This is a genomic window from Mycobacterium sp. DHQP2018-32-09, assembly GCF_058148405.1.
The window spans coordinates 64,591-87,455 of the sequence record NZ_JBYVYK010000011.1; the positions used below are offsets into that span (position 1 = coordinate 64,591).

Annotated in this window: 18 protein-coding genes; 11 read left to right on the top strand and 7 right to left on the bottom strand. The window is 72.0% G+C overall.

Features of this window, described 5'->3' with window-relative positions:
• Window positions 1-83 precede the first annotated feature (83 nt).
• Together AC30CM_RS07835 and AC30CM_RS07840 are read right to left on the bottom strand one after the other, a co-directional pair.
• Window positions 84-893 (bottom strand): GNAT family N-acetyltransferase, encoded by an 810-nt coding sequence (locus tag AC30CM_RS07835; protein WP_490116281.1) that lies wholly within the window; start codon window positions 891-893, stop codon window positions 84-86.
• Between the two features lie 91 nt (window positions 894-984).
• Window positions 985-1,905: a TIGR03564 family F420-dependent LLM class oxidoreductase gene (locus AC30CM_RS07840; RefSeq protein WP_490116282.1), complete on the bottom strand. Its 921-nt coding sequence runs from the start codon at window positions 1,903-1,905 to the stop codon at window positions 985-987.
• Between the two features lie 42 nt (window positions 1,906-1,947).
• Between AC30CM_RS07840 and AC30CM_RS07845 the strand changes: the two genes are divergently transcribed.
• Complete coding sequence (locus tag AC30CM_RS07845; protein WP_490116283.1) at window positions 1,948-3,069, top strand: TDT family transporter; 1,122 nt, start codon at window positions 1,948-1,950, stop codon at window positions 3,067-3,069.
• Between the two features lie 134 nt (window positions 3,070-3,203).
• On the opposite strand, the gene AC30CM_RS07850 is transcribed toward AC30CM_RS07845, so the two are convergent.
• Window positions 3,204-4,502: an acetyl-CoA C-acetyltransferase gene (locus tag AC30CM_RS07850; protein WP_490116284.1), complete on the bottom strand. Its 1,299-nt coding sequence runs from the start codon at window positions 4,500-4,502 to the stop codon at window positions 3,204-3,206.
• A gap of 123 nt (window positions 4,503-4,625) precedes the next feature.
• On the opposite strand from AC30CM_RS07850, the gene AC30CM_RS07855 reads away from it, so the two are divergent.
• Together AC30CM_RS07855 and AC30CM_RS07860 are read left to right on the top strand one after the other, a co-directional pair.
• The gene (locus AC30CM_RS07855) at window positions 4,626-5,996 is read left to right on the top strand and encodes a 3-oxoacyl-ACP reductase (protein WP_490116285.1); all 1,371 of its coding nucleotides are present in this window, start codon (window positions 4,626-4,628) and stop codon (window positions 5,994-5,996) included.
• 5 nt (window positions 5,997-6,001) lie between these two features.
• On the top strand, window positions 6,002-6,850 hold the full coding sequence (locus AC30CM_RS07860) for a MaoC/PaaZ C-terminal domain-containing protein (protein WP_490116317.1): 849 nt from the start codon (window positions 6,002-6,004) through the stop codon (window positions 6,848-6,850).
• On the opposite strand, the gene AC30CM_RS07865 is transcribed toward AC30CM_RS07860, so the two are convergent.
• The 3 genes from AC30CM_RS07865 to AC30CM_RS07875 form a co-directional block, all read right to left on the bottom strand.
• Window positions 6,847-7,458 carry a TetR/AcrR family transcriptional regulator gene (locus AC30CM_RS07865; protein WP_490116286.1) on the bottom strand — a complete coding sequence of 204 codons (612 nt, stop codon included), beginning with the start codon at window positions 7,456-7,458 and terminating at the stop codon, window positions 6,847-6,849. The genes AC30CM_RS07860 and AC30CM_RS07865 overlap by 4 nt on opposite strands.
• A 71-nt stretch (window positions 7,459-7,529) precedes the next feature.
• Complete coding sequence (locus AC30CM_RS07870) at window positions 7,530-8,381, bottom strand: MurR/RpiR family transcriptional regulator (RefSeq protein ID WP_490116287.1); 852 nt, start codon at window positions 8,379-8,381, stop codon at window positions 7,530-7,532.
• 27 nt (window positions 8,382-8,408) lie between these two features.
• The gene (locus tag AC30CM_RS07875) at window positions 8,409-9,209 is read right to left on the bottom strand and encodes a class II glutamine amidotransferase (protein WP_490116288.1); all 801 of its coding nucleotides are present in this window, start codon (window positions 9,207-9,209) and stop codon (window positions 8,409-8,411) included.
• 116 nt (window positions 9,210-9,325) lie between these two features.
• Here AC30CM_RS07875 and AC30CM_RS07880 point away from each other — a divergent pair, with 116 nt between their 5' ends.
• From AC30CM_RS07880 to AC30CM_RS07900, 5 genes are all read left to right on the top strand, one after another.
• The gene (locus tag AC30CM_RS07880) at window positions 9,326-10,651 is read left to right on the top strand and encodes a type I glutamate--ammonia ligase (RefSeq protein ID WP_490116289.1); all 1,326 of its coding nucleotides are present in this window, start codon (window positions 9,326-9,328) and stop codon (window positions 10,649-10,651) included.
• A 63-nt stretch (window positions 10,652-10,714) separates the two neighbouring features.
• Window positions 10,715-12,232, top strand: a complete 1,518-nt coding sequence (locus AC30CM_RS07885; RefSeq protein ID WP_490116290.1) for an APC family permease — start codon at window positions 10,715-10,717, stop codon at window positions 12,230-12,232.
• Window positions 12,229-13,527: an aspartate aminotransferase family protein gene (locus AC30CM_RS07890; RefSeq protein ID WP_490116291.1), complete on the top strand. Its 1,299-nt coding sequence runs from the start codon at window positions 12,229-12,231 to the stop codon at window positions 13,525-13,527. Before AC30CM_RS07885 ends, AC30CM_RS07890 begins: the two co-directional genes overlap by 4 nt.
• Window positions 13,514-14,725 carry an amidohydrolase family protein gene (locus AC30CM_RS07895; protein WP_490116292.1) on the top strand — a complete coding sequence of 404 codons (1,212 nt, stop codon included), beginning with the start codon at window positions 13,514-13,516 and terminating at the stop codon, window positions 14,723-14,725. The genes AC30CM_RS07890 and AC30CM_RS07895 overlap by 14 nt, the downstream gene beginning before the upstream one ends.
• On the top strand, window positions 14,722-16,176 hold the full coding sequence (locus tag AC30CM_RS07900) for an aminotransferase class I/II-fold pyridoxal phosphate-dependent enzyme (RefSeq protein WP_490116293.1): 1,455 nt from the start codon (window positions 14,722-14,724) through the stop codon (window positions 16,174-16,176). The genes AC30CM_RS07895 and AC30CM_RS07900 overlap by 4 nt, the downstream gene beginning before the upstream one ends.
• A gap of 3 nt (window positions 16,177-16,179) precedes the next feature.
• Here the strand turns inward: AC30CM_RS07900 and AC30CM_RS07905 are convergent, their stop codons facing one another.
• Window positions 16,180-17,379, bottom strand: a complete 1,200-nt coding sequence (locus AC30CM_RS07905) for a glycoside hydrolase family 3 N-terminal domain-containing protein (protein ID WP_490116294.1) — start codon at window positions 17,377-17,379, stop codon at window positions 16,180-16,182.
• 39 nt (window positions 17,380-17,418) lie between these two features.
• On the opposite strand from AC30CM_RS07905, the gene AC30CM_RS07910 reads away from it, so the two are divergent.
• From AC30CM_RS07910 to AC30CM_RS07920, 3 genes are read left to right on the top strand one after another with little or no spacing between them, the layout of a single operon-like run.
• Window positions 17,419-17,592: a DUF2613 domain-containing protein gene (locus tag AC30CM_RS07910; protein WP_490116295.1), complete on the top strand. Its 174-nt coding sequence runs from the start codon at window positions 17,419-17,421 to the stop codon at window positions 17,590-17,592.
• 25 nt (window positions 17,593-17,617) lie between these two features.
• Complete coding sequence (locus AC30CM_RS07915) at window positions 17,618-21,853, top strand: alpha-(1->3)-arabinofuranosyltransferase domain-containing protein (protein ID WP_490116318.1); 4,236 nt, start codon at window positions 17,618-17,620, stop codon at window positions 21,851-21,853.
• Window positions 21,854-21,881: 28 nt separating this feature from the next.
• Window positions 21,882-22,865: a phosphotriesterase family protein gene (locus AC30CM_RS07920; protein WP_490116296.1), complete on the top strand. Its 984-nt coding sequence runs from the start codon at window positions 21,882-21,884 to the stop codon at window positions 22,863-22,865.

A 22,865-nucleotide genomic window follows, 5' to 3' on the forward strand; every position in this document is an offset into this window, starting at 1 on the left:
AGGACTCCCTCCTAGCAGCGATGGGCCCCCGCTACCCGCGGGGGCCCATCGTCGTCTGCAGGCGTCGTGCGGGCACGAGCGATCTAGGACTTCGTGAGAATGGCGCGCGTGTAGAGCAGGTGGAAACCCTTGGCTTGCACGTTCTTCTGCGACGTCGACCCGGGAGCGGTGGTGACGACCGCGACGTCGCACCCCGCGTCGGTTGCCGCGGCCAGGCGCGCGGCGAGCAGCGCGGCCTGGACACCGCGCCGCCGAAACGCCGGCGCGGTCGCGGCCCCGGTCAGTTGTGCGACGCCATCGGTGAGACGCAGGCTGCCACCCCCTGCGACCTGCCCGTCGACCATCGCGACGTAGGGCACCGCGCCGGCGGTGACGAAGTCACGCATGGCTGCGTCGACGACGGCGCGCGGGAAGTCCTCGTGTGTCGGTACGCCCGCGGCGTCGGGGTGGGCGAACCCAGCTACGACGACGTCGACCCAGGCGTCGACGTCGTCCGGACCGGCCGCGCGCACCTCGACGTCCGAGGCACGCTCGACGCCACCGACCGGCAGCGGGCACCCCAGCACGTTCTCGAACCCGACGAGCCGATACCCGCGTGCGGTGAGCGTCGCGGCGATGTCGGGATCGGCGAGGCCGGCGACTTCCACCGACACCGGCGCCCCGCGCTCGAGCACGGCCCGCTCAACGTCCTCCCAATCGTCGGGCAGGCCTGCGAAGCCCAGCCCCACGACCTTGTTCATCGGCGCCCCGTCACCCCCCAGGCACGCGTAACCGCCCGCCACGGGCACTGTCAGGGTGTCGACCCCGCGCGCCGCAGCGGCCCGCGTGGCCGCGACGATCAGCTCGGCCTCGGCGGCCTCGATGCGCGCCGCCAGGTCCGTCCCGCAGAACACCGTCCGTCCTCCCTTCCCCGCCGCGAGCAGACACGAATGTGCGCGACACGCCGCAGTGTGGCGCACATTCGCGTCTGCTCGCCAGTGGATTTCAGAGCGACAGCAGCAGCGCGCGGGTGCGGGACCGGCCCTCCGGCGACGGGTCGAACGTGGCGGCCACGAATTCGTCGACGCCGACGCCGCGCAGCTCGTCGAGGCGGCCCCGCACCGTCGCCTCGTCCCCGATGATCGCCGCGTCCTCCGGACCGGCGAAACCCTCGCGGTCGAGCATGGCCCGATAGGACGGCAACTGGCCATACACCGCGAACTGCTTGGCGGCCTGCGCGCGGGCGCCGTCGACGTCGTCGGTGACGCTGATCGGCAGCGCCGCGACCACCCGCACGTCGGCCTCGTCACGGCCGGCGTCGGCGGCGGCCTGCCGCAGCCGCGGCACCACGTGACCGGCGAGCGTCGCCGGTCCGGTCATCCAGGTGCACGTGCCCGCCGTCCGGCGACCCGCGATCTTCAACAGCTGCGGTCCCAGCGCCGCCACGTACACGTCGGGCCGCGGCGCACCGGCAATGGCGAGCGCGCCGCGCGTCGAGTAGATCTCGCCGGTGGCGTCGGCCGGTTCACCCGCCAGCAGCGGCAGCAGACCGTCGAGGTACTCGTTGAGCCGCCGCACCGGGCGGTCCCACGGGATGCCCCACATGCCCTCGGTGACCATCTGATGGGTCATGCCGAGCCCCAGCACGAACCGGCCACCGGAGAGCAGGTTGAGCGTGAGCGCACGCTGCGCGAGCAGCATCGGGTGCTGATTCTGGATGGGCAGCACGCCGGTGGCCACCTGGATCCCGTCGACCTCCCGGAAGGCCGCGGCGAGGATGGTCAGCAGATCCGGCTCGTGGGGCAACTGGCTCATCCAGATGCGACCGAAACCCTCGTCGCGCAGCATGGCCAGATTGGCCACCGTCGCGTCGATCGGCGATCCCTCACCCATTCCGCTGAGTTGCCCGAACATACTGACCTGCATGAGCCGCGTCCTCCTTCGTCACCGTTGCACCGCCATCGAATCATGACCACCGAACCGGCCCGGCTGCGCAACTTCGGACCGAACTGGTTCGCCTCGGTCATGGGCACCGGGATCGTCGCCACCGCGGGCGCCGGCCTGCCGATCCACGTGCCGGGCCTGCACGTGTTCTCCCGGTGCGTCTGGGTGGTGGCCGCGGTGCTGCTGGTGATCCTCGTCGTGGCGGTGTCCGTGCAATGGTTCCGGCACCCGACCGCGGCGCGCGGCCACGCCCGCAATCCGCAGATGGCGCACTTCTACGGGGCCGCGCCGATGGCGTTCATGACGGTCGGCTCGGGCGCACTGCTGGTGGGCAGGGACCTGATCGGCGAGCGGGCCGCCGTCGACCTGGCATGGGCGCTGTGGACGACGGGCACGCTCGGCGGCCTGTTCACCGCCATCACCATCCCGTATCTCATGTTCACCCAGATCGACGTCGGGCCCGACGCGGCGTTCGGCGGCTGGTTGATGCCCGTGGTGCCGCCGATGGTGTCGGCCGCCGGCGGTGCGCTGCTCATCCCGCACATGGCGCCGGGAACGGGCCGCGAGACCATGCTCTACGGCTGCTACGCCATGTTCGGGTTGTCGCTCGTGGCCGCGCTGATCATCATCTCCCTGATCTGGAGCAGGCTCGCGCACTACGGCACGTCCGGGACGGCGCGCGTCCCGACGCTGTGGATCGTGCTGGGGCCCCTGGGCCAGGGCATCACGGCCGCGGGGCTCCTGGGTTCCCAGGCCGCGCACGCCGTGCCCGCCGACGTGGCCTCGGGCATGGCCGTGTTCTCGATCCTGTTCGGCGTGCCGGTGTGGGGCTTCGCCGTGCTGTGGATCGCGCTGGCGACGTCGCTGACCGTCCGGACGCTGCGCCGCGGCATGCCCTTCGCCCTGACATGGTGGAGTCTGACGTTCCCGGTCGGCACGTTCGTCACCGGCACGACCCAGCTCGCGCTGCATACCGGCCTGCCCGCGTTCCGGGTGGCCGCGGTGGTGGCGTACGGGTGCCTGCTGTGCACGTGGACGCTGGTCACGGTGCAGACCACGCGCGGCAGCGTGCGCGGGCACCTGTTCCAGCCGCCGGCGTCGACGGCGCCCGTCACGGCCAGGAAGGACCAGCCGGCGACCCCGTGAGGGGGCCACCAACGACGAGAGCCCCGTGTTGCCGTCGGGTCGGGGGGTCAGACGGCAACACGGAGCCACTACCTACATCGGGGGTGCTCCCTCGGGCGTTACAGCGCCGGAGGAGAAGCCTCCCCCGACATCACCTAGGCCTCGAGGATGGCGGTGACGCCCTGGCCGCCCGCCGCGCACACCGAGATCAGGCCGCGCACCGGCTGACCGGTCTGCTGCTTCTTCTCGGCGAGCTGCTTGGCCAGCTGGGCGACGATGCGGCCGCCGGTCGCGGCGAACGGGTGACCCGCGGCCAGCGACGACCCGTTGACGTTGAGCTTGGACCGGTCGATGCTGCCCAGCGGGGCGTCGAGGCCGAGGCGTTCCTTGCAGTACTCGTCGGACTCCCAGGCCTGCAGCGTGGCGAGCACCACCGACGCGAACGCCTCGTGGATCTCGTAGAAGTCGAAGTCCTGCAGCGTCAGCCCGTTGCGGGCCAGCAGGCGCGGCACGGCGTAGGTGGGCGCCATGAGCAGGCCGTCGTCGCCGTTGACGTAGTCGACGGCCGCGGTCTCGCCGTCGACGAAGTAGGCCAGCACGGGCAGGTTGCGCTGCGCGGCCCATTCCTCGGACGCCAGCAGCGAGACCGACGCGCCGTCGGTGAGCGGCGTCGAGTTGCCCGCCGTCATGGTCGCGTCGCCCAGCTTCACGCCGAACACCGGCTTGAGCTTGGCCAGCTTCTCCTGCGACGAGTCGGCGCGCAGGTTGTTGTCGCGGTACAGCCCGAGGAACGGGGTGACGAGGTCGTCGAAGAAGCCCCGGTCGTAGGCGGCTGCCATGTTGCGGTGGCTCGCGGCGGCCAACTCGTCCTGGTCGACGCGCTTGACGCCCATCTTCTTGGCGGTGATGGCGGCGTGTTCGCCCATCGACAGGCCGGTGCGCGGCTCGCCGTTGGTGGGGATCTCGACGCCGACGGCCGCCGGCAGCTTGCCGACGAGCTTCAGCCGGTCGACGTTGGTCTTGGCGCGGCGCAATCCGAGCAGGACGCGGCGCAGGTCGTCGCCGAACGCGATGGGCGCGTCGGAGGTGGTGTCGACGCCTCCCGCGACGGCCGAGTCGTACTGCCCGAGCGCGATGGCGTTGGCGACGGCGATCGTGGACTGCAGACCGGTACCGCAGGCCTGCTGCAGGTCGTAGGCCGGCGTGTGCGGGTTGAGCGAGGTGCCCAGTACGCATTCGCGCATCAGGTTGAAGTCGCGGCTGTGCTTGAGCACGGCGCCGCCGACGACGGCGCCCAGCCGCTCGCCCGCGAGGTGGAAGCGGTCGATCAGGCCGTCGAGCGCCGCGGTGAACATGTCCTGGTTGGACGCGCTGGCGTAGGCGCCGTCAGAGCGGGCGAAGGGGATGCGGTTGCCACCGAGGATGGCCACCCGACGGGCGGTGTTGGTTGCCACGTTTGCCTCCGGTACGTCGCGGGGAAGATGGGGTGTCGAGCGTCATACTACCCACCGTTCTTACTCTGGAGTAAGTTCGGTGACCGACGACATAGGCATACCCACATGCCTCACCCAATAGCGATGTCGAAAGGCAGCACAGTGGCTACCGACCTGTTCTCGCAAGTGGTCAACTCCGGGCCAGGAAAACTCCTCGCCAAGCAGCTGGGCGTCCCGCAGCCCCAGGAACTGCGGCGCTACCGCGCCGGCGAGCCGCCGCTGGCGGGCTCGCTGCTGATCGGCGGCGACGGCCGCGTCGCCGAACCGCTGCGCGCCGCCCTCGCCGACGACTACGAGGTGGTGGGCAACAACGTCGGCGGCCGGTGGGCCGACACGTTCGGCGGGCTGGCCTTCGACGCCACCGGCATCACCACGCCCGAGGGCCTGCGGGCGCTCTACGAGTTCTTCACCCCGGTGCTGCGCAACCTCGCTCCGAACGCCCGCCTGGCCGTCGTCGGCACCACCCCCGACGAGACCGGCAGCGTCGACGAGCGCATCGCCCAACGCGCGCTGGAGGGCTTCACCCGCTCCCTGGGCAAGGAACTGCGCAACGGCGCCACCATCAACCTGGTGTACCTGTCGCCCGACGCCAAGCCCGCGGCCACCGGCCTGGAGTCGACGCTGCGGTTCATCCTCAGCGGCAAGTCCGCCTACGTCGACGGCCAGGTGTTCTACGTGGGCGCCGCGGACTCGACACCACCCGCCGACTGGGACAAGCCGCTCGACGGCAAGGTCGCCATCATCACCGGCGCGGCCCGCGGCATCGGGGCCGAGATCGCGAAGGTCTTCGCCCGCGACGGCGCGCACGTCGTCGCCATCGACGTCGAGGGTGCCGCCGAGGCGCTGCAGGAGACCGCGTCGAAGGTAGGCGGTACCGCGCTCACCCTCGACGTCACCGCCGCCGACGCCGTCGACCGCATCGTCGCGCACCTGCGCGAGCACCACGACGGCAAGGCCGACGTGCTGGTCAACAACGCGGGCATCACCCGCGACAAGCTGCTGGCCAACATGGACGACGCCCGCTGGGACTCGGTGATCGCGGTGAACCTGCTGGCCCCGCAGCGGCTGGCGCAGGGTCTGGTGGACCAGGGCGCCATCGGCGCGGGTGGGCGCATCGTCGGGCTGTCCTCGATGGCCGGCATCGCGGGCAACCGCGGGCAGACCAACTACGCGGCCACCAAGGCGGGCATGATCGGGCTGACGCAGGCGCTCGCCCCCGTGCTCGGCGAGCAGGACATCACCATCAACGCCGTGGCCCCCGGCTTCATCGAGACCAAGATGACTGACGCCATCCCGCTGGCCACCCGCGAGGTGGGCCGTCGGCTGAACTCCCTGTTCCAGGGCGGCAAGCCGGTCGACGTGGCCGAGGCCATCGCCTACTTCGCCAGCCCCGCGTCGAATGCCGTGACCGGCAACACCATTCGGGTGTGCGGTCAGGCCATGATCGGCGCGTGACCGCCATGGCAGCCGAACAGCCCAGCGGGCTGCTGAACATGGCACGGGCGGTGGCGGGCGCGCTGCCGTTCGTCTCACGCGGCGGGCGCTTGCCCGACCGTACGGTCCGGGTCGAGGGCCTGGCGATCGACCCGGCCAACGTCGCCGCCTACGCCCAGGTGACCGGGTTGCGCTTCGGCGACACCGTGCCGTTGACCTACCCGTTCGCGTTGACCTTCCCCTCGGTGATGTCACTCGTCAGCGGCTTCGACTTCCCGTTCGCCGCAATGGGTTCGGTGCACGTCGAGAACGAGATCACGCAGTACCGTCCGATCTCGGTCACCGACGTCGTGGACGTGGCCGTGCACGCCGAGAACCTGCGCGAGCACCGCAAGGGTCTGCTGGTCGACGTCGTCACCGACGTCCGGGTGGGCAACGACGTCGCCTGGCACCAGGTGACGACGTTCCTGCACCAGCAGCGCACCAGCCTGTCCGGGGAGCCGAAACCGCCGCCGCAGAAGCAGCCGAAGCTGCCGCCGCCCAACACGATCCTGTCGATCAGCCCCGGTCAGATCCGGCACTACGCCTCGGTGGGCGGGGACCACAACCCCATCCACACCAGCTCGGTGGGTGCCAAGCTGTTCGGCTTCCCGACGGCCATCGCGCACGGGATGTTCAGCGCGGCAGCGGTGTTGGCCAACGTCGAGGGGCAGCTGCCCGACGCCGTCCGGTACTCGGTGAAGTTCGGCAAGCCCGTGCTGCTGCCCGCCCGCGTGGGACTGTGGACCGAGCGCACCGGCGATACGTGGCACCTGGCGTTGCGCCACCTGTCGAAGGGCTACCCGCACCTCACGGCCACGCTGACCCCGCTCTAGCCGCGCGTCGGGGGCTCTCCGGGCGCACCCTTGAGGCCGCGCCAGAACAGGTTGATCATCAGCTCGGCGGCGTCGTGAACGTCGGTGTCGCCCATGCTGACCCGATTGGCGACGGCCTCACCGGCACCCACCAGGGCGACGGCCATCATGTCGAAGTCCGTGCCGGGCTCGGGGTTCCGGGTGCCGGACAGCAGGAGCCTACCGACGAGGTCGATGATGCGTTCGCGGCCTTCGCGCACCGTGTGCGCGAAGGCCTGCGAGCTGGTGGCCTGCGTGTACAGCACGATCCACGAGGCACGGTTCTCGTCGATGTAGCTCAGCACCGAGACCACCGCGGTGCGCAACAAGTCCTTGGGCCCCAACGTGAAGTCGATGCCCGCACGCACCGAGTCGACGAAGCGCGCCAACTCGCGGTCCAGGCACGCGCCGAACAGCTCCTCCTTGGACCCGTAGTACAGGTAGAGCATCGGCTTGGAGATCTGGGCCTGGGCGGCGATCGCGTCCATCGACGTCTCGTGGTAGCCGTTCACCGAGAACATCTGCACGGCGGCGTCGAGCATCTGCTGCTCACGCACCGCGCGCGGCAACCGCTTCGTTCCACCTGCCATGGGTTCAGGGTAGTGAATGGCGGACGACCGCGAGATGACGAGGGCCGGATGTCAGCGTTGCGAGTCGCGGGTCACGGCAGCACTTCGCCGCGCCGACGCTCCTCCCACAACGCCATTCGCGTGCGGGCCGGCTCGCCGATGGCGTCCATCACCAACGGGATCAGCAACTCGGTGAGCAGGAAGCCCGCCGCCATGCTCTGGTAGACGGTGCCCACGGTGCTGGAGGCCGCCAGCACCACCTCGGCATCGGGCGCCACCGGGCAGGCCAGGTCGTCGGTGACCAGCAGCACCGTCGCGCCCGCGCGGTGGACGTCGGCCGCGAGGTCGGCGGCGCTGCGGTGGTAGCGGTGGAAGTCGAACAGCACGACGACGTCGCGGCGGGTCATGTCCATCATCGATCCGAGGTCGGCACCCTTGGGGTCCGACAGCAGCCGCACGCCAGGGCGCAGCTGTTCGAGGTGGGCGGCCAGGTAGACCGCCAGTAGGTGCGAGAAGCGGCCCCCGTGCAGGTGCAGCGGGCGCGAGGAGTCGGCGAGCAGCGCCACCGCGGCCTCCAGCGTGGCGGCGGGCAGCAGGGCCAGCGTCTCCATGGCCCGGTCGTTCTGCGCGCGCGCCTGGTGCAGCAGCCGGTCGAGCTGGCTGCCCGCGGGCGGCGCGTCGGGCAGCCGCGTCAGCGGTCCGCTGGACTGCGCCGTCAGCTCCGCCCGCAGCGCGACCTGCAGGTCGGTGAAGCCGTCGTACCCCAGCGACTGGGCGAACCGCAGCACCGTCGGCGGGCTGACGTCGGCCCGTTCGGCGAGCCGCGCGGCACTGGCCAGACCGGCGCTGGGATAGTCGGCCAGCAGCGCACGCCCGACGCGCCGTTCCGCCTTGCTCAGCGTGGCCAGCGCGGCGCCGGTGCGTGCCGCGACGCTCTCAGCCATGGTCTGCGCTCGGCCCGTTCATCACGATCAATCTGCCACGAGCGGCAGCACCCTCACCGACAGATCGTGCAGCGACACCGCCGTCACGCTCTCCGGCGGCAGCGGTTGCCATTCCAGGTTGCCGAAGCCGGTGGAACCGATCACCACCGTGCCGGGGTCGGGGCGCGCGATCCGCAGCGCGAAGTAGTCCTCGAGGTGTTCGGCGGGCAGATCGGTGGCGCTGATCTCCTCGATGTCCTCGTCGAGCAGCACGCTCGAGGCGTGCGCGTGCACGGCGACGAGCGTGCCCTCACCGAGGATCAGCGCGTTGAGGCTGGCGTCGGGGTAGTGTGCGCGCAGGTGCACGACGGCCCGACGCACGGCCTCCTCGAGATTGGGCGCGCCGCGCCGATGTTGGCGGATCACCGCGAAATACCGCTCGCTGTCGGTGGTTCCGCGCAGCGTCGCGGTCACGTCGGGGTCGAGCAGCGCCGACAGGCCCGCGAGGGGCTTGATGGAGCCGTTGTGGGCCATCGCGAGCCCGTCCGCGGCGAAGGGATGCGAGTTCTCCGGTCGCACCGCGAGACCGTTGGTGGCCCAGCGCAGGTGCACCAGCGACGCCAGGGCGGGCTCCTTGACGGCGGCGGCGAAGTCCGGGTCGACCGTCGCGTTGTCCGCGGACACGCGCACGGCGGGCAGCGCATCGGCTTCGGGTACCGCCGCGACGCCCCAGCCGTCGCCGTGGATCTGGGTGAGGGCCAAGAAGTCGGCGAGCAGGCCGTCGCCGACGGCGTCGGTCACCGAGATCGGCTCGGCGGACGCGATCCCCAGCAGTCGACACATCTCCATCCCCCGTTCGTCAGCCCGCCGAATCTAACGAATGAATCATAAAGGCGGCAATTTAAAGACGATGAAACATTTATGACATAGCTTCATCCGGACACGGGGTTTCCGAGGAGGTCGACGTGCCCGACGGTCGAGATGCGTTCATCGACGAACTTCGTAGCGACGGCGTCACCATCGTCGCCGGGTCGATCACCGACCTGGCGGGCGTGACCAGGGCCAAGTACGTTCCCCTGCGCCGGCTGCCCGCGTTCGAGCGCTCCGGCATGGGCGTCTCCCCCTCCTGGAGCGTGTTCTGCGTCGACAGCGGCATCGCGTTCACCCCGACCATCGGCGTCGCGGGCGACCTGCGCATCCGCATCGACCCCGCCGACGTGCGCGTCGTCGACGACGGTGTGGCCTGGGCCCCCGGCAACCTCGGAGACCAGGAGGGCAACCCCGCCCCGCTGTGCACCCGCACGCTGCTGGCCGGGTTCGAACGTGCCGCCGCCGACAGCGGGCTGCGCGTGCTGCTCGGCGGGGAGCTGGAGTGCACCATGCTGGCGGCCGACGGAGGACCGGCCACCACCGAGCCGTGGTCGCCCTACGGCATCCGCACCTCGCTGGACCGCTCGGCGTTCCTGGTGGACCTCGCCACCGCCGCAGAACGCGCCGGCGTGCGCATCGACCAGCTGCACACCGAGTACGGGCACGACCAGCTGGAGGTGTCGCTGCCGCCGGACACGCCCGTCGCCGCCGTCGACGCCGTGATCGCCGCACGCATCGTCATCAGTCGGGCCGCCGCCCGCCACGGGCTGCGAATCTCGTTCTCGCCGGTGCCCTTCGAGGGCGCGGCGGGCAACGGCGCGCACCTGCACCTGTCATTCGCCGACGCCGAGGGCCAGCTGTTCTCCGGTGGCACCGGGCCGCACGGCATCCGGCCCGCGGGCGCCGCCGCCATCGGCGGCGTCCTGGACACGGTGGGCGACCTGATCGGCGTCTACGCCGGATCGGCCCTGTCGGCGCTGCGGCTGCGACCGGGCAACTGGGCGGGCGCCACGGCCTGCTGGGGCCTGGAGAACCGGGAGGCAGCCGTGCGCTTCATCGCCGCGACCCCGGGAAATCCCCACGGCGCCAACGTCGAACTCAAGCTGGTGGATCCGAGCGCCAACCCGTACCTGGCCGCCGCCGCGTTCCTCGGCAGCGCACTGCGCGGCATCGAGGACGGCATCGCCCTGCCACCAGAGGTGCCCGCGAACCCGGCCGAGTCCGACGTGACCACCCGCCCGCTGCCCACCGGCCAGCGCGACGCCCTCGACGCCCTGGAGACATCGAGCGTCGCGGCACGACTGCTCACCCCCGAGATCGTCGACGCCCTGCTGGCCGTGCGTCGCTACGAGAGCAAGACGTTCGGCGACCTGCCCGCGGACCAGGCGTGCGACGCCCTGCGGCTCGCCTGGACCTGCTGACCCCAACCGCCCCGCCTCGAAACCATCACGCCCTCGAAACACCCTGCCGGAACGGAGAATCCCATGGCCACGACCGAAGCCGCCGATCAAATCCCCCACCGCAGGCTGCCGTTCTGGGTCGCACTGGCCCTCTCGGTGGCCCTCGTCGGTCCCACGCTGGCCATGTCGGGCAACGGTCAGGGTCTCATCGCCACCGTGGGCAAGTCGCTGCCGCTGGTGTTCCTCATCGGCCTGGTGGGGGTGTCGCTGGTCGGCTACAGCTTCGTGCGGCTCACCCGCCACCTCAACCATGCCGGCTCGGCCTACGGCCTGGTGGGCGGCACCGTCGGCCCGCGCGCCGGGTTCTTCTCCGGCTTCGCCATGCTCGGCGCCTACTGGGGTTTCTCCATCGGCACGCTCGCGCTGACCGCCGCATTCGTGAACTCGTTCATCGCCGCGCTGCAACCCGACAACCCGACACCGTACGAAGTGCCATGGCTGGTGATCGTCGCCATCGGTGCCGCGGTGTCGTTCCTGTTGTCGGGGCGCGACATCCAGCTGCTCGCCAAGATCCTGCTCGCCATCGAGGGCCTCGGCATCCTCGCCATGGTCGTACTCGTGGTGGTGATCTTCGCCAAGGGCGGCGCACCGTCGACCGGCATCGACTTCTCGGTGTTCTCGTTCTCCGGTGGCGACGTGTCCTCGGCCGCCGTGCTCGCGGGCGTCGTGGCCGCCTTCCTGTCGTGGGCGGGCTTCGAGGCGTGCGCCTCCATGGGTGAGGAGACCGACGATCCCAAGCGCAACATCCCCCGCGCGCTCGCGGGCACGCTGATCCTCACCGGCGTGCTGTTCGTCGTGGTGATGTTCGCCCAGGTGGTCGGGTTCGGTACCGACCCCGCGGGCCTGGAGGCGTTCCAGGGATCCGGAAACACGTTGGGCGACCTGGGCGGAACGTACGTCGGCCAGTGGTTCTCGCTGGTGATCATCTTCACCGCCATCGTCTCGGCGTTCGGCTGCCACCTCGCCACGTCGGCGACGTCGGGGCGGATGCTCTACGCGTTCGGCCGCGACGGCTTCGGGCCACGCGCGTTGGCGCACATCCACCCCCGCACCGGCGGCCCGCGACGCGCCACCTGGTTGGTGGTCGGGGTGGCGCTGGTGGTGAACCTGCTGTGCGGCGCCACCGGGTGGCCGGACATGGGCACCGGCAACGACGCCATCGACGCGTACTTCCTGTTCGCCGTCGCCGGCTCGGTCTGCCTCATGGTGTGCTACCTGCTGGTGGAACTGGCCGCGGCCTACTTCGTGGGCGCGCCGAAGTTCGTCGCCGTGCACGGCGGCGCGGGCAAGGTGGCGGGCCTGGTGCTGCCGCTGCTCGGCGCGGTGGTCATCGTGACGGTGCTGTGGTTCAACGTCAAGGACGCCGAGAGCTGGACGGCCGCACCGATGCTCGGCCTGTACTGGTGCGCGGTGGGCCTGGTGATCGCCATCGCCGCGTCCGGCATCGCCAAACGCGTCGGAGCGTCACTGGCCGAAGAGCTGGACATGGCCGGCGATGCGGCCTCGCACCGGCCGTCGGCCAACCCCGCTGCACCGGCGTGAGCACGCTCTACGCCCGCGACCACGCGGCCGTCGCGGGAATCGAGAAGCTGCGCTTCTTCCCGCTGGAGGTGGCGTCCGGGCGGGGCTGCACGCTGGTGACCCCCGACGGCCGGGAACTGCTTGACCTCTCGGCCACCTGGACCGCCTCGGGGATGGGCCACGGACACCCCGCGATCGTCGAGGCCGTCACGCGCGCGGTACGCGACGCTCCCGGCTCCGGTGGTCTGTCGGCCGTGCATCCCGATTCGGTGGGCCTCGCCGAAGACCTGCTGGCGCTGGTGCCCGGCACGGGTGAGCGCCGGGTGTACCTGGGTCATGCCGGGTCCGACGCCAACGACGTGGCGCTGCGCGCATGCCGGCACGCCACCGGCAAGCGCACCGTGGTGGCGTTCGAGCACTCCTATCACGGCGGCGTCGGGCTGGCCATGGGCGTGTCCGGCGTGCACGTCGACGCCGGCGCGCCCGCCGATCCGGACGCCGTGTTCCTGCCGTATCCCAACCCGTTTCGGCCGGGGCCCGGCGGCGTCGACGCCGACGTGACGGCATGCCTGGAACTCGCCGAGCGCCACCTCGCGGGCGGGCGCGTCGCGTGCCTCATCGTCGAACCCATCCTCTCCGACGGTGGTCTGGTGGTGCCGCCGGACGGCTTCCTGGCCCGGTTGCACGCCGTGTGCCGCGCGCACCGGGTACCGATGATCTGCGACGAGGTGAAGATGGGCCTGGGCAGACCGGGCACGCTGCACGCCTTCGAGCACGACGGCGTGGTGCCGGACCTGGTGACCTTCGGCAAGGTGCTCGGCGGCGGGCTGCCCCTGTCGGCCGCGGTGGGTCCCGCCGACATCCTCGACCACCCACCCGCCGCCGCGCTGCTCACCACCGCGGGCAACCCGGTGTGCACGGCCGCGGGTCGCGCCGTGCTGCGCACCATCACCGCCGAGGGCCTCGTCGACAATGCCGCGAGAGTGGGTGCGGTGCTTGCCGATTCGCTGCGTGCCCTCGACGGCGGCGGCCGCATCGGCGACGTCCGCGGGCGCGGACTCGCCCTCGGCCTGGAGTTGGTGGACCCCGAGACCGGGGCACGGGACGACCGCCTGGCGGCCGCGGTGGTCTACCGTGCGTGGGAGTTGGGCGCGGTGGTCTACTACGTCGGCGGCAACGTCCTGGAGATCACGCCGCCGCTGGTGCTCACCGAGCCCCAGGCCCACCGCGCGGCCGAGATCCTCGGCGAGGCGATCACCGACGCGGCGGCGGGCAGGGTGGACGAGGAAGAGGTGGCGAAGTATGCCGGGTGGTAGGGGCGAGCGGAGCGACGGGGAAAAGACCAGGGGCGAGCGGATCGACGTGTTCTCGGGGGTGACCGACCGGGTGCCCGACGGCCTGGCCGAGCACCTGCGCACGGTGTCGCTGATCGACCACCACGTGCACGGCACGTTCAACCAGCCGATCGACCGCGCCACGTTCGAGTTCTCCATCAACGAGGGATCCAACGATCCGGTGCCGCCGTGGATGAGCCAGTTCGATTCCCCACTCGGGCAATCCATTCGACGCTGGTGCGCACCGCTGCTCGGTCTGCCCGCGCTGGCCGACGCCGAGGACTACTGGAAACGACGTCGAGAGTTCGGCCCCGACGAGCTGGCGACGGTCATGCTGCCCGCCGCCGGCGTGTCCCGCTGGATCGTCGACACCGGGTTCAAGGGCGACCAGATCACCACCCACCGACGGCTCGCGGAGCTGGCGGGCGGCCGCTCGTCGGAGATCGTGCGCCTGGAACGGGTGGCCGAGGACCTGATCGAGGCGGGCACCGCCGCCGAGGAGTTCTGCGACGCGCTGCGCGCCGCGTTGGCCGCCGCCGCTGCCGACCCCGTGGTGGTGGGCACCAAGACGATCGTGGCCTACCGCACCGGTTTCGACATCGCGTGGGGCCGGCCCTCCGACGCCGACGTGATCGCACGTGTCCGCGCCCTGGCGGCGCAGCCGGGTCCGCCGCGCATCGCCGACCCGGTGCTCATCGCGTTTGGCGTGCACGAGGCGGCGGCGCACGGGTTGCCCATCCAGGTGCACGTCGGCTTCGGGGACCGCGACCTGGACCTGCACCGCTGCGATCCCCTGTTGCTGCTGCCCCTGCTGCGCGACATGCCGCCGGTACCCGTGCTGCTGCTGCACTGCTATCCGTTCCACCGCCAAGCCGGTTATCTGGCACAGGCTTTCGATCACGTGAACTTCGACGTGGGGCTGGCCGTCAACTATCTGGGCGCCCGGTCGACGGCACTGGTCGCCGAGGCGTTGGAGACCGCACCGTTCGCCAAGCAGCTGTACTCGTCGGACGCGTTCGGCCCGCCGGAGCTGCACGTGCTCGGGTCGGTGCTGTGGCGCCGGGCGATGGGGCTGGTGCTCGGTGACTGGGTGCGCACGGGCGACTGCACCGAGGCCGACGCCATCCGCATCGTCGACCTGGTCGGCGTGGCGAACGCCGAGCGGATCTACGGGCCGTGAACCATTCCGGCACACCGCTTCTGGACTGTCTGCGGACGTTCGTCGAGCGCGAGCAGGCACCGTTCTACTCCCCCGGACACAAGGGTGGGCGCACCCTGGACCCGTGGCTGCGGGAGCACCTCGCGGCCGTCGACCTGAACAACCTGCCCGACACCGACACGCTGCACTGCCCGGAGGGCCCGATCCTCGAGGCCGAGCGGCTGGTCGCCGACGCCTGGGGCGTGCCCAAGAGCTTCCTGATGGTGCAGGGGTCGACGGGCGGCAACGTCGCGGTGGCGCTGACCGCGCTGCGGCCCGGCGACACGGTGCTGGTGGCGCGCAACGCCCACAAGTCGGTGCTGGCCGGGTTGATCCAGGTGGGCGCCCGGCCGGTGTGGCTGGAACCCCGCTGGGACGCCGAGTTCGGCGTGGCCCACGGCGTGGACTTCGACGTCGTCGAGCGCGCGTTCGCCGGGAACGGCGCGGGCGCCGCGGCGCTGTGGCTGCTGCACCCCACCTACTACGGCACGTGCGGCGACGTCACCGCGCTGGCGGCGACGTGCCGCGCGCACGGGGCGCGGCTGCTGATCGACGGCGCGCACTCGCCGCACTTCGCCTTCCACCCCGAACTACCCACTGCCGGTGAACGATCCGGGGCGGCCGCCACCGTGCAGTCGGTGCACAAGATCCTGTCGGGGCTGAGCCAGGCCGCGCTGCTGCACGTCGACACCGCTCAGTTCGAGGAGGCCGCGGTGCGCCGCGCGCTGCAGGTGGTGCAGACCACCAGCCCGCAGTTCGCGATCATGGCGTCGATCGACCACGCGCGCCGCCAGATGGCACTCGACGGGCATGCCCTGCTGGACGGGGTGCTGCAGCGCACCCGCCGCGCGGCCACCGCGCTGGCAGCCATCCCCGGCCTCACCGTGTTCGGCAGGCAGCACCTCGCCGGGCCGGGCACCGGGACGTGTGAACTCGACGAGACCAAGGTGCTCGTCGGCACGGCGGGCGTCGCCGCCGACGCGCGGGAGTTGCTGGCCCGCCTCAACCGCACGCACGGCGTGCAACCCGAGCTCGCCGGCACGGGGCACGTGCTGTGCATCGCCACCATCGGCAACACCGACGCCGACTTCGAGCGGCTGACGTCGGCGTTCGCCGAGACGTGCGCGCACTTCGGCCGGCGCGAGCCGGGCGCCGTCAGCACGCTGACGTCCGACGTGCTGGCCGTGCGCCCGGTCGCCGTGCTGACCCCGCGCGAGGCGTTCTTCGCCGCCGAGGAGACCGTGCCGCTGGCCGCGGCTGCGGGCCGGATCAGCGCCGAGGCCATCACGCCGTACCCGCCCGGCATTCCGCTGGTGATGCCCGGCGAGCGTTTGGACGCCGACGTCATCGGCCTGCTCGCGGCGCTGCGCCGCGCGGGCAACCCGATCAGCGCCGCCGATCCGACGCTGGCGGGCGTCACCGTGGTGCGCTGAAGGTCAGCAGCGCGGCGAACGGCCCTTGACGGCGGCCATCTTCAGCACGGAGGCGTCGACGCGGGCCGGGTCCAGCTCGCCTGCGGTCACCGCGGCCTCGAGCCGGTCCAGGACGGCGGGCACCTCGGCCGTCGTCAGCCACAGCGCCACGTCGGTACCGGCCCGCAGGGAGCGCAGCACGGCCTCGGGGACGCCGTAGCGGTCGGTGATGGCGCCCATGCCGGACAGGTCGTCGGTGAACACCAGGCCACCGAACGGCGGCCCGCCGTACCCGCCGGAGCGCAGCAGATCGTAGGCCGCCGGGCTCAGGCTGGCCGGATCGTCACCGGTGAGGCCGGGCACCTGCATGTGCCCCACCATGACGGCCACCGGCGCGGCGGTCAGCAGCTCACGGTAGGGCACCAGGTCGTCGGCCTGCAACGCATCCAGCGGCGGGGTGACCACGCCGCCGACGTGGGAGTCGCCCGACGCGTGCCCGTGTCCGGGAAAGTGCTTGAGCACGGGCAGCAGCCCGGCGTCGCGCAGTCCCTGGGCGTACGCGCCGGCGTACGCCGTCACCTGGGCGGGGTCGGAGCCGAACGACCGGTCGCCGATGACCTCGTCGTCGGGCTCCTCGGTGACGTCGACGACGGGGGCGAAGTCGATGGTGATGCCGAGGGCGCGCATCTTCTGCCCGCGGGCGAACGCGATGTCGCGCACCTGCTCGGGCGTGTTGGTGCGCGCGAGTTCGCGCGGCGACGGTTGCGAGCCGATGAGATCGCTGAGCCGCTGGACGCGACCGCCCTCCTCGTCGACGCTGATGGCCGGCGGCAGCGGCGCCGCGGTGTTCGCCAGCGCGGCGACGGTGCCGTCGGACAGCATCGAGCGGTCGGTCCAGCTGCCCACGAAGATCCCGCCGACGTGCTGCTGGTCGACGACGGCCTTGGCGTCGGCGCCGTCGGTGACGCCCACGACGAGCAGCTGCGCCAGCTTGTCGCGGGTCGACATCGACGCCAGCAGGGCGGCGCCGTCACCGCACGCGGGTGCCGCAGGGGCGGCAGGCAACGTCGTCGACGTCGACAGCGGGGTGGCCTGCGGCCCGGCCTGCTCGTCGGTCGCCGACCTGCTCGGCGACGCCGAACAGGCCAGGGTTCCGGCCAGTGTCACTGCGGACGTCAGCAGCACGGTGCACAGACCGCGGGCCGTTCTCGGGGTGGCAACCATGACCGTCGAGGCTAACGGGCGCCGTGCTAGTTTGGCCGGGTGGATCGGTTCGTCTTGCCCGCAGCGGCCAGCATCGTGGTGGGTCTGCTGCTCGGGGCGGCGGCCATCTTCGGGCTGACGCTGATGGTGCAAGAGGACAGCAAGCCTCCGGTGCAAGCCGGCGACCCGGGGTCGTCGGTGCTCAACAGGGTCGAGTACGGCGACCGCACGTAACGCACCCCCGGTTTCCCGGCGTTGGCTGTGGCTGGTTGCCGCCGCCGCGCTGATCCTGAGCTTCGCCCAGTCACCGGGCAAGGTCTCCCCCGACACGAAGCTCGACCTCACCGCCAACCCGGCGCGGTTCCTCGCGCGCGCCGCGCACCTATGGAACGGTGAACTGCCCTTCGGTCAGGCGCAGAATCAGGCGTACGGCTACCTGTTCCCGCACGGCACCTTCTTCCTCGCCGGTGACGTCCTCGGGCTGCCCGGGTGGGTGACGCAGCGACTCTGGTGGGCGGTGCTGCTCGCCGTCGGCTTCTGGGGGGTGCTGCGCGTCGCCGAGGCCCTGGGCATCGGCACCACGAGTTCGCGGGTGGTGGCCGCCGCGGCGTTCGCGCTGTCACCGCGCGCGCTGACCACGCTGGGTGCGATCTCGTCGGAGACGCTGCCCATGATGCTGGCGCCCTGGGTGCTGCTGCCGGTGATCTACGCCCTCGACGGCGCGACGGCGCCCGACGGACGTTGGCGCAGCGTCCGGGTGCTGGCGGCGCGATCGGCGGTGGCCGTGGCGCTGATGGGCGCCGTCAACGCCGTCGCCACGCTGACCGGGTGCCTGGCCGCGGTGCTGTGGTGGGCCGCGCACCGCCCCACCCGGCAGTGGTGGCGGTTCACCGGTTGGTGGGCGTTGTGTTCGGCGCTCGCGGTCACGTGGTGGGTGGTCGCGCTGCTGATGCTGGGCCGGGTCAGCCCGCCGTTCCTGGACTTCATCGAGTCGTCGGGGGTGACGACGCAGTGGCTGTCGCTCACCGAGGTGCTGCGCGGCACCTACGCGTGGACGCCGTTCGTCGATCCGTCGGCGACCGCGGGCACGTCGCTGGTCACCTCGTCGGTGGCGGTGCTCGCGACGACGCTGGTCACCGCCGGGGGTCTGGCCGGGCTGGCCATGCGGTCGATGCCGGCGCGCGGCCGGCTGGTCACGATGCTGCTGGTGGGCGTGGCGCTGCTGGCCGCCGGGTATTCCGGCGGTCTGGGCTCTCCCATCGCCCACCAGGTGCAGGCCTTCCTCGACGCCTCGGGCACCCCGCTGCGCAACGTGCACAAGCTGGAGCCGATGCTGCGGCTGCCCATCGTGCTGGGCCTGGCGCACCTGCTGGGCCGGGTCCCGTTGCCGGGCAGCGTGTCCCGACGCGAGCTGATCGACGCCTACGCCCATCCGGAACGCAACCGGCGGGTGGCGGTGGGCATCGTGGTGCTCGCGGCGCTGACCGCGGCGACCTCGCTGGCCTGGACCGGCAGGCTCACCCCGCCGGGGACGTTCACGGCCATCCCGGGCTATTGGCACGACACGGCCGCCTGGCTCGACGAGCACAACGCCACCGGCACCCCGGGCGCCGGGCGGGTGCTGGTGGTGCCGGGTGCCCCGTTCGCGACCCAGGTGTGGGGCAACAGTCACGACGAGCCGCTGCAGGTGCTGGGCTCCAGCCCCTGGGGGGTGCGCGACTCGATCCCCCTGACACCGCCGCAGACCATCCGCGCCCTGGATTCGGTGCAGCGCCTGTTCGCCGCGGGCCGGCCCTCGGCGGGCCTGGCAGAAACGCTTGCCCGCCAAGGCATCGCGTACGTGGTGGTGCGCAACGACCTGGATCCGGACACCTCCCGGTCGGCGCGGCCCGTGCTGGTGCACCGCGCCATCGACGGCTCCCCCGGGCTGACCGAGGTCGCGCGGTTCGGCGACCCGGTGGGTGCGGGCACGCTCAGCGGATTCGTCAGCGACAGCGGTCTGCGACCGCCCTATCCCGCCGTCGAGATCTACCGCGTCGCGGGGTCGACGCCCACGCGGCCGTATCTCGTCGACGCCGACGCGATGGCCCGCGTCGACGGCGGCCCCGAATCGCTGCTGCGGCTCGACGAGCGTCGCGCCCTGCGCGGCGAGCCGCCCCTGGGACCGATGTTGTTGACGCAGGACGCCGAACGGTCCGGCCTGCCCGCCCCCGTCGTCACGGTCACCGATACGCCCGCGGCCCGAGAGACCGACTACGGCCGCGTCGACGATCACTCGTCGGCGTTCCGTACGCCGGAGGATCCGCGCCGCACCCACAACCGCGTCATGGACTATCCGTCCCCGGGCGCGGCACCGGTGTACGGCGCGTGGCCCGGCGGCCGGCTGTCGGTGTCGAGTTCGGCGGCGGACTCGACGGCGCTGCCCAACGTGGCGCCCGCGCTGGGCCCGGCGGCCGCCATCGACGGCGATCCGTCGACCAGCTGGGTGTCGAACTCCCTGCAGGCGGCGGTCGGACAGTGGCTGCAGGTGGACTTCGACCGGCCCATCGCCAACGCCACCGCCACCATCACCCCGAGCGCCACGGCCGTCGGCGCGCAGGTGCGCCGCATCGAGGTGTCCACCGCCACCGGCACCAGCACCATCCGCTTCGAGGAGCCCGGCAAGCCGTTGACCATCGCGCTGCCGTACGGCGAGACGCCGTGGGTGCGGTTCACCGCCGTCGGCACCAACGACGGCTCGGCGGGTGTGCAGTTCGGCATCACCGACTTCACCATCACCCAGTACGACGCGCAGGGCTTCGCTCGGCCGGTGAACCTGCGTCGCACCGTCGAGGTGCCGGGGCCGCCCGCCGATTCGCAGGTGGCCCAGTGGGATCTGGGTTCGGAGCTGCTGGGGCGTGCCGGCTGTGCCGACGCGCCCGACGCCGTGCTGTGTGCGGCGTCCATGGCGCTGGCCCCCGAGGAGCCGGTGAACCTCAGCCGGACGCTGACCGTGCCTCGACCCGTCGACGTCGTCCCGACGGTGTGGGTGCGCGCCCGGCAGGGCCCGAATCTCGCCGACTTGGTGCGCGACCCCGGAACCACCTGGGCCGTCGGCGATTCCGATCCCATCGACGTCCTCGGATCGGCGTACGCCGCGACCGACGGCGACCCCCGCACGGCATGGACGGCACCGCAGGGCATCGTCACGCACCGCACGGGGGCCAACCTGCGGGTGCGGCTGCCCGCCCCCACCGAGGTCACCGCGGTGCGCCTGACGCCGAGTGCGGCCGCGCTGCCCGCCCACCCGACGGTGGTCGCCATCGATCTCGGCGATGGACCGCAGGTCCGCACGCTCGATCCCGACGGGGGCTCCCAGACCGTCGCGCTGCATCCCCGGGTGACCGACGAGGTGACGCTGTCCATCCTGGACTGGCGTGACGTGATCGACCGCACCGCACTGGGTTTCGACCAGGTGAAGCCGCCGGGTCTGGCCGAGGTCGCGGTGCTCGACGCGCGGGGAGCGCCCATCGCGCCCGCCGACGCGGCGCGCAACCGGGCGCGCACCGTGTCCCTGCCGTGCGGCCGGGGCCCGATCATCGGGATCGCGGGTGAGTTCATCCAGACGTCGGTGCGCACCACGGTGGGTGCGCTGCTCGACGACGTGCCGATCGCGGCGACGCCGTGCCGCACCGCACCCGTCGCCATCCCCGCCGGGCAGCAGGAGCTGCTCGTCAGCCCCGGGTCGGCGTTCTTCGTCGACGGCGTGCAACTCGAGGGGCCGCTGGCCGCCGAGGTGACCCCGGCGCCGGTCACGCCCGCGCAGACCGGCGAGTGGACCGACGATCGCCGGGTGCTCACCGTGGCGGCGGCCCCCCGGAACCGGGTGCTGGTGGTGCCGGAGAGCATCAACCCGGGCTGGACCGCCCGGGGTCCCGACGGTGCCGCGCTGCGCTCCGTGACCGTCAACGGGTGGCAGCAGGGCTGGGTGCTGCCTGCCGGTGCGTCCGGGACCGTGACGCTGGAGTTCGGGTCGAACGCGCTCTACCGGGCCGGGCTGTTCGGCGGACTGGGGCTGCTCCCGGTGCTGGCACTGCTGGCGTTCTGGGTGCGCCGCCGTCCCGGTTCGTCGCCGGGCATCGTCGCCCCCTGGCGCGTGGCGCCCGCGGTGGCGGGCGTCGCGCTGGCCGGGCTGGCATGGGTGATCTCGGGCTTCGCCGGGGTGACGGTGCTGGCCGCCTGCGTGGGCGTGCGGCACCTGCTGCGGGGCAGACCGCGGCTGCTGGACCGGGCCACCGTGCTCGTCGCGTCCGGCGGGCTGATCCTCGCCGGCGCGGCGCTCAGCCAGTACCCGTGGCGATCGGTCGACGGCTACGTCGGGCACTCCTGGGGGGTGCAGCTGTGCGCGCTGGTCGGGGTGGGCATGCTCGCGGCCTCACTGGTGTGGCCACCCGAAAGTGACTCGGCGGCAACGGAATCGACCGATCCTCCCAGTACCGCCGAGGGCGCTACGTAGCATCGGAACCCATGACGGGTTCGCTGCCATGACGGGACCGACGGTGCAGACCGCGGCCGGTGCCATCGGCGTCGCCGACCTGGGCGTCACGCTGATGCACGAGCACGTGTTCATCATGACCACCGAGGTCGCGCAGAACTATCCCGAGGGCTGGGGCGACGGCGCGCGCCGCGAAGCCGACGCCGTCACGCGGCTGCGCGAGTTGAAGGCGCGCGGGGTCGACACCATCGTGGACCTCACGGTCGTCGGGCTGGGGCGCTACGTTCCGCGCATCGCCCGCATCGCCGCACAGATCGACCTCAACGTCGTGGTGGCCACCGGGCTCTACACCTACGACGCGGTGCCGATGTACTTCCACTACCGGGGCCCCGGGGGCGCGCTGGGCGGCCCGGAGATCATGACCGAGATGTTCGTCCGCGACATCACCCACGGTGTCGCCGACACCGGCGTCAAGGCCGCGATCCTCAAGTGCGCCACCGACGAACCCGGCGTCACACCCGGTGTCGAGCGGGTGCTGCGGGCCGTCGCGCAGGCCCACCGCGAGACCGGGGTGCCCATCTCCACCCACACGCATGCCGCCACGCGCCGCGGGCTGGAGCAGCAGCGCGTGTTCGCCGAGGAGGGGGTGGACCTCACCCGCGTGGTCATCGGGCACTCGGGCGACACCACCGACATCGGCTACCTGGAGGAGTTGATCGCGGCCGGCTCCTACCTCGGGATGGACCGCTTCGGCGTCGACGCCTTCCTGTCCACCGAGGACCGCATCGCGACCGTGGCCACGATGTGCGAGCGGGGTCACGCCGACCGGATGGTGCTGTCGCACGACGCGTCGTGCTACTTCGACGCCCTACCCGAGGAGACGCTGCCGGTGGCCCTGCCCAATTGGCATTACCTACACATCCACGACGACGTGATCCCGGCGTTGCGGCAGCGCGGGGTGACCGACGAGCAGCTGACCACGATGCTCGTCGACAACCCCCGCCGGATCTTCGCCACGCAGGGCGGCTACTGA